This window comes from Pseudomonas sp. GD03858 (assembly GCF_029840925.1).
GTDB lineage: Bacteria > Pseudomonadota > Gammaproteobacteria > Pseudomonadales > Pseudomonadaceae > Aquipseudomonas.
On sequence record NZ_JAOCDM010000021.1, the window covers coordinates 52,448 to 62,159 of the forward strand.

General features: G+C 65.0%; 7 protein-coding genes. 4 read left to right on the forward strand and 3 right to left on the reverse strand.

Going from position 1 to position 9,712, the window contains the following annotated elements:
- Positions 1-50: 50 nt before the first annotated feature.
- Positions 51-1,469 carry an amino acid permease gene (locus tag N5D48_RS08685; RefSeq protein ID WP_279883118.1) on the reverse strand — a complete coding sequence of 473 codons (1,419 nt, stop codon included), beginning with the start codon at positions 1,467-1,469 and terminating at the stop codon, positions 51-53.
- 426 nt (positions 1,470-1,895) lie between these two features.
- On the opposite strand from N5D48_RS08685, the gene N5D48_RS08690 reads away from it, so the two are divergent.
- The 3 genes from N5D48_RS08690 to N5D48_RS08700 all read left to right on the forward strand — a co-directional run bounded on the left by N5D48_RS08690 (position 1,896) and on the right by N5D48_RS08700 (position 6,450).
- Positions 1,896-5,015, forward strand: a complete 3,120-nt coding sequence (locus N5D48_RS08690; protein ID WP_279883120.1) for a transglycosylase domain-containing protein — start codon at positions 1,896-1,898, stop codon at positions 5,013-5,015.
- A gap of 113 nt (positions 5,016-5,128) precedes the next feature.
- Positions 5,129-5,692 carry a PadR family transcriptional regulator gene (locus N5D48_RS08695; protein WP_279883122.1) on the forward strand — a complete coding sequence of 188 codons (564 nt, stop codon included), beginning with the start codon at positions 5,129-5,131 and terminating at the stop codon, positions 5,690-5,692.
- On the forward strand, positions 5,689-6,450 hold the full coding sequence (locus N5D48_RS08700) for a siderophore-interacting protein (RefSeq protein ID WP_279883124.1): 762 nt from the start codon (positions 5,689-5,691) through the stop codon (positions 6,448-6,450). The genes N5D48_RS08695 and N5D48_RS08700 overlap by 4 nt, the downstream gene beginning before the upstream one ends.
- A gap of 56 nt (positions 6,451-6,506) precedes the next feature.
- On the opposite strand, the gene N5D48_RS08705 is transcribed toward N5D48_RS08700, so the two are convergent.
- On the reverse strand, positions 6,507-7,133 hold the full coding sequence (locus tag N5D48_RS08705) for a Pr6Pr family membrane protein (protein WP_279883126.1): 627 nt from the start codon (positions 7,131-7,133) through the stop codon (positions 6,507-6,509).
- Positions 7,133-7,354 carry a VF530 family protein gene (locus N5D48_RS08710; RefSeq protein ID WP_011532490.1) on the reverse strand — a complete coding sequence of 74 codons (222 nt, stop codon included), beginning with the start codon at positions 7,352-7,354 and terminating at the stop codon, positions 7,133-7,135. Before N5D48_RS08710 ends, N5D48_RS08705 begins: the two co-directional genes overlap by 1 nt.
- A gap of 292 nt (positions 7,355-7,646) precedes the next feature.
- Here N5D48_RS08710 and N5D48_RS08715 point away from each other — a divergent pair, with 292 nt between their 5' ends.
- On the forward strand, positions 7,647-9,704 hold the full coding sequence (locus tag N5D48_RS08715) for a TonB-dependent receptor (RefSeq protein WP_279883129.1): 2,058 nt from the start codon (positions 7,647-7,649) through the stop codon (positions 9,702-9,704).
- Positions 9,705-9,712 lie beyond the last annotated feature (8 nt).

Below are 9,712 nucleotides of genomic sequence, written 5' to 3' on the forward strand. Positions count from 1 at the left end.
ATGAGAGCCATACAAAAACGAAGCCCCGGCACTGGCCGGGGCTTCGTTGATCAGGAGGCGGTACTCGCCACGCCCTGCGCCTCTTTCGGCGCCAGGCGGAAGGTGTAGTACAGCACGGTCAGCAGCACCAGGAACGCCGGGCCGATGTACAGGGCCACGCGGGTATCCGGGAAGTACGCCATCAGCCCCACCACCAGCACCAGGAACGCCAGCGCCAGGTACGAGCTCAACGGCCACAGCCACATGCGGTACTTCAGCGCGTTACGCTCGGCAGTGGACAGACCGGCACGGAACTTCAGCTGCGCCAGCAGGATCATCACCCAGGTCCAGATCGCGCCGAAGGTGGCGATCGAGGTCACCCAGACGAACACCTTCTCCGGCACCAGGTAGTTGGCCAGCACGCCCAACAGCAGCGCGCCGATCGACAGCAGCAAGGCATTGCGCGGCACGCCGTTCTTCGAGGTACGGGCGAAGGTGGCCGGGGCCTGGCCATTCTGCGCCAGGCTGTAGAGCATGCGCCCGGTGCTGAAGATGCCGCCGTTGCACGACGACAGCGCGGCGGTGATCACCACGAAGTTGATGATGCCGGCAGCGGTCTTGATGCCGAGGCGCTCGAAGGTCATGACGAACGGGCTGCCCTGGCTGCCGATCTCGTTCCACGGGTAGATCGACAGGATCACGAACAGCGCGCCCACATAGAACAGCAGGATGCGCCAGAACACCGAGCCGATGGCCTGGGGGATGGTCTTCTGCGGGTTGCGCGCCTCGCCGGCGGTCAGGCCGATCATTTCCACGCCCAGGTAGGCGAACATCACCATCTGCAGCGACATCAGCACGCCGGTCACGCCGTTGGGCATGAAACCACCGTTGCTCCACAGATTGGAGATGCCCATCGCCACGCCGTCGTTACCGAAGCCGAAGGCGATGATGCCGATGCCGCCCAGGACCATGGCGATGATGGTGACGATCTTGATCAGGGCGAACCAGAACTCGAACTCGCCGAACGCCTTGACCGCGATCAGGTTGATCGCGCCCATGCTGCCCAGGGCCATCAGCGCCCAGATCCAGCGCGGCACATCGGGGAACCAGATGCCCATGTAGATGGCCACGGCGGTGATCTCGGCGACACAGGTCACCAGCCACAGGAACCAGTAGTTCCAGCCGGTGAGGAAGCCCGCCAGGGGGCCGAGGTAGTCTTGCGCATAGCGGCTGAAGGAGCCAGCGACCGGGTTGTGCACGGCCATCTCGCCGAGGGCGCGCATGATCACCAGGATCGCCAGGCCACCGATAATGTAGGAAAGCATGATGGCGGGGCCGGCCATTTCGATGGCCTTGGCCGAACCGAGGAACAGACCGACGCCGATACAGGCGCCAAGGGCCATCAGACGGATGTGCCGTTCGCCCAGCTCGCGCTTGAGCGGGCCGCCCTGGGCGGACTCGTCGTGGGCAGGGTGGTTGCCGACTGGCATAGCAATACAACCTCATTTTGTTATTGGATTTGACCTTCGTGCAGCACCGGCCTCGCCGATAGGCAGGGCGTCGTCTCGCCAGGCCGCCTCGTGGGCGAACCTGTCCACCGGGCACGCGGTGCCGGCGGGTCGAAGGGGGCGAGCAGTATAGGAAGCCACTTGCAGGGCTTTTCACCATATACAACAGGAAATTTGGCGAGAATTCTCGGCCAAAACCCCTTTCATGGAGGGGCATCACCGCCTCACTCCACCCATGCACAGGAATGGGGCAGCTACCTTAGCAACATTGCCGAAGAATGGAAGTCGCACCAAAGGCGCATGTTCATACCCAACTCTTCGAAGCTTCCTACAAATTTTTCACCAAACCCGACCAACGTCTAAGCTTCAGACAAGCAACGCGAAAAGTACCTGGCCGGACTCAAGACTATGGGCGCACTGTGGCAATCGGAATCAACCAGTACGGAAGCACCCAAAGCACCTCAGGCTGAATCCCCCTTGCCCAGGACCCCACGTCAACGCCGCCTGTGGTGGCGCCTGATCCTGCTCATCCTGGTAGTGGGCGTGGTCGCGGTGGGCTTCGCCGCCTACGACGAATTCCAGACCTCGCGCCTGCAATCGCGGGAATTCAGCCGCCTGGCCGGGACCCTGACCTATGCCCTCGAACCTGGCCCGAGCGATGCCATCGTCTACCCCGGCGAAGGCCCCTTCGACAAGCGCCTGGGCTACAGCGCCCTGGGCGAGTTCCTGCCACGCCTGCTCAAGCGCGATTACCTGATCAACCAGCAGGTGCATTTCTCCCCGGCGCTGATGAACTACGTCGATCACGGCCTGTTCGCGCCCTACGTGGAGAAGATCCAGGCCGGCCTGTCGATCACCGACTGCCGTGGCGACACGCTCTACCAGTACAACTACCCACAGCACCTGTATCCGGACTTCGCCGCGATCCCGCCGGTGATCGTCAACAGCCTGCTGTTCATCGAGAACCGAGACCTGCTCGACCCGAAGGACCCGCAGAACAATCCGGCGGTGGACTGGCCACGCTTCGCCAAGGCGGCCTACAGCCAGGTGGCCAAATACTTCGCCCTGCCAGGCCAGTCCGCTGGCGGCAGCACCCTGGCCACCCAGCTGGAAAAGTACCGCCACTCGCCGGACGGGCTGACCGTCTCGGGCGCCGAGAAGATCCGCCAGATGATTTCCGCCAGCGTGCGCGCCTACCAGGGCGGCCCCGATACCACCGAGGCCCGCGAGCGCATCGTGCGCGACTACCTCAACAGCGTGCCGCTGTCGGCGGTGCCCGGCCATGGTGAGGTTCACGGCATGGCCGAAGGGCTGCGGGTCTGGTACGGCGCCGACTTCGACCAGGTCAACCAGGCGCTGACGTCCACCGCCAGCGACGACAAGAGCATGGCCGAGCGCGGCCTGGCCCTGCGCCAGGTGCTGTCGCTGATGATTGCCCAGCGCCGGCCTTCGCATTACCTGTCCAAGGGCCGCATCGAGCTGGCGGAGCTGACCGACTCGCACATCCGCGTCCTCGCCGCCAACGGCATCATCGACCGCCCGCTGGCCGACGCCGCCCTGGCCAGCAAGGCGATCTACCGCGACTGGGTGGCCCAGCCAACCATCGTGCCGATCATCACCAACAAAGGCATCAGCCTGGCCCGCAACCGCCTGGCGGCAATGCTCAACCGACCGTTGTACGACCTCGATCGCCTCGACCTGTCGGCCACCAGCACCTTGCAGGCCGACCTGCAGGTGCAGGTCAGCCAGTACCTGAAGAACCTCGCCGATCCGGCGTTCGCCACACAGATCGGCCTGATCGGCGAGCGCCTGCTCACCGCCAAGACCACCGACCAGGTGAGCTACAGCTTCACCCTGTTCGAGCGCACCGCCGACGGCTCGCGGGTGCGGGTGCAGACCGACAGCACCAACCAGCCCTTCGACATCAACGAAGGCAGCAAGCTGGAGCTGGGCTCCACCGCCAAGCTGCGGGTACTGACCACCTACCTGGAGATCATCGCCGAGCTGCACGACAAGTACGCCGGCAAGCCGGCGGCCGAGCTGAAGAAGGTGCCGGTGGCCGAACTCGACCGCATCACCCTGTGGTCGCTGGAATGGCTGATGCTCAACAGCAAGAACCAGAGCCTCGACGCCATGCTCGACGCCGCGCTGGAGCGCAAGTACTCGGCCAATACCGGCGAGGCCTTCTTCACCGGCGGCGGCATGCATGTGTTCAACAACTTCCGCAAGGAAGACAACAACCGCAACCCGACCCTCAAGGATGCCCTGCGCGAGTCGATCAACCTGCCGTTCATCCGCCTGATGCGCGACATCGTGCGCTACGTCACCTACCAGCAGCCGTTCAACCGCGAACCCTTGCTCAAGGATGACAGCGACCCGCGCCGCCAGGAGTACCTGGCGCGCTTCGCCGACCGCGAAGGCAGCAACTACACCATGCGCTTCTGGAAGAAATACCAGCGCAAGACCTCGCAGCAGCGCCTGGACACCTTCCTCGACAGCATGCGCGTGACCCCGCAGCGCCTGGCCGCCGCGCACCGCTACCTGTTCCCCGAGGCCAGCCAGGAAACCTTCAACGCCTTCGTCCGCGCCCACAGCAAGGGCGACAAGCTGGCCATGGCCAAGCTCACCGACGGGCGCCTGGTGGAAATGTACGACGCCTATGGCCCCGGCAAGTACGACCTGCCCGACCAGGGCTATATCGCCAAGGTCCATCCGCTGGACCTGTGGCTGCTCGGCTACCTGCTGAAGAACCCCGGCGCCTCGCTCAAGGATGCCCTCAACGCCAGCCGCTTCGAGCGCCAGGAGGTCTACAGCTGGCTGTTCAAGAGCCGCCACCAGGGCGCCCGCGACAGCCGCATCCGCACCATGGTCGAGATCGAGGCGTTCACCGACATCCACCAGCGCTGGAAGCGCGTGGGCTATCCGTTCGATCACCTGGTGCCGTCGCTGGCCACCGCCATCGGCAGCTCCGGCGACCGCCCTGCCGCCCTGTCGGAACTGGTCGGGATCATCCAGAACGATGGCGTGCGCCTGCCGACACTGCGTATCGATACCCTGCATTTCGCCCAGAACACACCTTACGAAACGCAACTGATCAGTGACCCGGATCGCGGCCAGCGGATCCTCCCGGTGGAAGTCGCCCGGGCGCTGAAAGGCGCCATGTCGCAGGTGGTCGATGCCGGTACCGCACGGCGCATCTCCGGCAGCTTCAAGCTGCACGACGGCACGCCACTGGTGATGGGTGGCAAGACCGGCACCGGCGACAACCGCATCGAAAGCTTCGGCGCCGGTGGTCGGCTGATCGGTTCGCGCTCGCTGAACCGCACCGCGACCTTCGTGTTCTTCCTCGGCGACAACCACTTCGGCACCCTCACCGCGTTCGTCCCGGGGCGCTCGGCCGAAGCGTTCAAGTTCACCTCGGCGCTGCCGGTGCAGGTGCTCAAGGGCATGGCGCCGATCCTCATGCCGTATCTGGAACCGGGCAACCCCAATGCCTGCAAGGCGCCACAGGTGGCTTCGCAACCTTGACGGGGCGAACCTATCGATTAATCAGATAGTAATAATTCGTATTTAAGGGCTTGTCTTGCGATATATCTTGAGTAATATCTTGCGATATATCTCACCACAAGGAGCCCTGCATCATGCGCGACCATGCCTCCCATGATTTTCACGAGCGCCGCCACGGTCGTGGCGAACGCGACCACGGTCGCGGCGAGCGCGGCCCACGGGTATTCGCCCCGGGTGACCTGAAACTGCTGATGCTGTCGATGCTCGCCGAGCAACCCGGCCACGGCTACGACCTGATCCGCCAGATCGAGAGCCTTTTCGACGGCAGCTACAGCCCCAGCCCCGGGGTGATCTACCCGACCCTCAGCTATCTCGAGGAAGCCGAGCAGATCACCGGCACCACCCAGGGCAGCAAGCGCCTCTACACCATCACCGACACCGGCCGCGCCGCGCTGGCCGAACAGGCGGTGGCGCTGGACGGTGTGCGCATGCGCCTGGAGGTCAGCAAACGCGCCCTGCGCGGCCACGACCGGCCACCACAGGTCCATGAAGCCGTCGGCAACCTGCGCCACGCCCTGCAGATGCACAGCGGGCGCTGGACACCCGACGAGATCGAGCGAGTCCGCACCTTGCTCAACGACACCGCCAAGGCCATCGCCTCCGGGCCGGCCCCATTCGTTAAGGAAGACACCCCATGAGCGACACTATCCATCGCGTCAACCACGAGATCCGCCAGCGCCGCCTCGACGTGCTGCGTGTCACCGACATCACCCCACGCATGCGCCGTATCACCCTCGGCGGCGCGGAGCTGGCCGGCTTCACCAGCGTCGGCAGCGATGACCATGTCAAAGTACTGTTCGCCTGTACCGCAGAAGAGCAAAAGGCCATCGAAGCCCGTAACCTCGGCCGCGACGGCGGCGCCCGGCCAACCATGCGCGAGTACACGCCACGGCGCATCGACCTGGTGAACAACGAACTGGACATCGACTTCGTCCTGCATGGCGACGGCCCCGCCTCCACCTGGGCGGCCCAGGCCAAGCCCGGCCAGACCCTGGACATCGCCGGCCCACGGGCGTCGATGGTGGTGCCGGATATCTTCGACAGCTATCTGCTGATCGGCGATGAGACGGCGATCCCGGCCATTGCCCGGCGCCTCGAGGAGCTGCCGGCGGGCCGCCAGGTACTGGCGGTGATCCAGATCGAGGACGAGCAGGAACGCCAGCCGCTGCCAAGCAAGGCTCAGGTCGAGGTGATCTGGGTGCGCCGCGGTCAGGAAGATGTCTTGGACAAGGTCAAGCATCTGGCGCTGCCCCACGGCAGCCTGTATGGCTGGGTGGCGCTGGAAAAAGGCCTGACTCGCCAGGCCAAGGCGTTGCTGCTGGAGAAAGGTATCCAGGAAGATGCGCTGAAGGCAGTCGCCTACTGGCGTGCCGACGGTACCCCTGAAGACGAGTGATGCCGCGCCCGCTCCCACGGTGGGAGCGGGCTTGCCCCGCGATAGCGCCAGTGCCCTCAGCCACGCCCTCGCCAGCGATCCAGCCCCAGTAGTACCAGCCCAATCCCCCAGAATCCTGCCAGTACCGCCAGCGCATTCACCAGCACCTGCCCATAGCCCAACCGCGCCACATCCACGAACGGATAGGGATACACCCCGATCTCCTGCCCGCGCAGCAGCACGAAGGCGAAATACAGCGCCGGGTACAGCGCCCAGGCCAGCAGATGCCAGAGTCGCAGGTGCCCCTTGGGCACCTCGAACCACCAGTACAAGACGCACAACAGCGGCATGACGTCGTGCAACAGTTCGTCCGCCAGCCATTGCCAGCCCTGCGGCTGCCACAAGTGGCGCAGCAGCAGGCTGTAGGCCAGGGCCACCAGGACGATGCTGGTGGTAATGGCGCCACTGATCGACGGGGACAGGAACCACCGCCGCGCCGCCGACTCACGGCCAAACGCAGCCTGGCTCAACATCGTCGCCACCAGGGTGTTGGTCAGCACCGTGAAAAAGCAGAACAGGTTCACCAGCCCACCGACCAGGCTGGCCTGTTCCTGCCAGCGCGCCAGCAACACCAGGTACAGCTGGATCGCCAACCCCGCCCAGCCCAGGACGGCGGCCAAGGTCAGCCAGGGACGGCGCTGCATCAACCTTTGCGCTGCAGCTTCACATACAGCTGCTCGACCTTTTCCCGAGCCCACGGCGTCTTGCGCAGGAAGGTCAGGCTCGACTTGATGGTCGGGTCGCTCTTGAAGCAGCGGATGTCGATGCGCTCGGCCAGGCCCTGCCATTGGTAGTGCGCCACCAGCTCGGTGAGGATCTGCTCGAGGGTCTTGCCGTGCAGCGCGTTGTGTTGGGCCGTGCTCATGCCAATGCTCCAGGTTCGGGAAGGTGCGCACCTTACACGAGTGTAGTGGCATCTACAGCCTCTACCGCTGTGCCCTGTAGGAGCGGCCTTGTGTCGCGAAAGGGCCGCAAAGCGGCCCCAACGACATAGGTCATGGCCACGATCCTGGGGCCGCTTTGCGCCCCTTTCGCGACACAAGGCCGCTCCTACAGACAGCTATGCAGGCCACAAAGTACTGGCCAGTACCGAACAGCTTGTGATGAAATGTTATAAAGTAACTATTGATAATTCTGCCAAGGAACGCCACATCCCCATGCGTCACATGCCGCTCCACCTGTCCCCCCTCGCCGTCGCGCTCTGGCTGGCGTCATCTCCCAGCCAGGCCGTCGAACTGCAACCCCAGGTGATCACCGCCAACCCGCTCGGCAACGCCCAACTGGCCGCGCCGAGCACCGTGCTCGAAGGCGACGACCTGCTGCAGCAACAGCAAGGCAGCCTCGGCGAGACCCTCAACAAGCAGCCCGGCGTCGCCTCCACCTGGTTCGGCCCCGGCGCCAGCCGCCCGGTGATCCGCGGCCTGGACGGCGACCGTATCCGTATCCTGCGCAACGGCGTTGGTGCCCTGGACGCCTCGTCGCTGTCCTACGACCACGCCGTGCCGCTGGACCCGGTCACCGTCGAGCGGGTCGAGATCGTTCGCGGCCCCGCGGCCCTGCTCTACGGCGGCAATGCCATCGGCGGGGTGGTCAACACCTTCGACAACCGCATCCCCGACTCGCCCATCGACGGCATCCATGGCGCCGGCGAACTGCGCTACGGCGGCGCCGACACCACCCGTAGCAGTGCCGGCAAGCTGGAGGCCGGCAACGGTGCCTTCGCCCTGCACCTGGACGCCAACAGCCGCCAGTTCAACGACCTGCGCATCCCCGGCTACGCACGCAGCTCCAAGGTGCGCGACGCCAACGAGCCGGGCCGCAAGCATCGCCTGGAAAACAGCGACGGACGCCAGGACGGCGGTGCGATTGGCGGCTCCTATCACTGGGATCATGGCTATGCCGGCCTGTCCTACAGCCGCTATGACAGCAACTACGGCTCGGTGGCCGAGCCCGGCGTGCGCCTGGACATGCAGCAGGACCACTATGGCTTCGCCTCCGAGCTGCGCGATCTCGATGGTCCCTTCAGCTCGATCAAGATCGACGCCGGCTACACCGACTACCAGCACCGCGAGATCGAAAGCGGCGACGTGCACACCACCTTCAAGAACAAGGGTTACGAGGCGCGCATCGAGGCGCGCCATCAGCCACTGGGCCCGGTCGAGGGGGTGATCGGTGCCCAGGTCAGCCGTAACGAGTTCTCCGCGCTCGGCGAAGAGGCTTTCGTTCCGCATACCGACACCGACAGCCTGGCGCTATTCCTGCTGGAACAATGGCAGGCGACAGAACGCCTGAACCTGAGCCTGGGCGCGCGCCTGGAGCACACGCGGGTCGATCCGGACGCCAAGGGCAACGAAACCTTCGCCGGGGCCGACAGCGCCAGCAGCTTCAATGCCTTCAGCCTGTCCTCGGGCGCGGTCTACCAGCTCGACCCAATCTGGTCGCTGGCCGCCAACCTCGGCTACACCGAGCGCGCGCCGACCTTCTACGAGCTCTACGCCAACGGCGCCCACGTGGCCACCGGCGCCTACGAGATCGGCGACCCGAACCTGAACAAGGAAAAGGCCATCTCCGCCGACCTGGCCCTGCGCTTCGACAACGGCACCCACAAGGGCAGTGTCGGCGTGTTCTACAGCCACTTTCGCAACTACATCGGTCTGATCGGCACCGGCAATCTGCGTGAAGGCCATGATCACGACCACGACGATCATGACCACGATCACGATCATGAGCACGACCATGACCACGGCGATTTCCCCGAGTATGCCTACCAGGGCGTGCGAGCGCGCTTCTACGGCATCGAAGCCCAGGACCGTTGGCAATTGCTGGAAAACCGCTACGGCAGCTTCGCCCTGGAACTCTCCGGCGACTATACCCGGGCCAAGAACCTCGACAGTGGCGAGCCACTGCCGCGCATCGCCCCGCTGCGCCTGAACAGCGGCTTGGTGTGGGAGCTGGACCGCTGGCAGGCGCGGGTCGACGTGCAGCACGCCGCGTCGCAGCACCGCAAGCCGGACAATGAGACGAGCACCGATGGCTACACGACCCTCGGCGCCAGCCTGGGGTACCGCTTCGACATCGGCCAGAGTGAATGGCTGGCGTTCGTGCGCGGCGAGAACCTCACCGATCAGACAGTGCGCTATGCCAGCTCGATCCTGCGCGATATCGCGCCGGCGCCGGGGCGCAGTGTGCAGGTCGGTCTGCGCACGTCCTTCTGAGGTAGCGC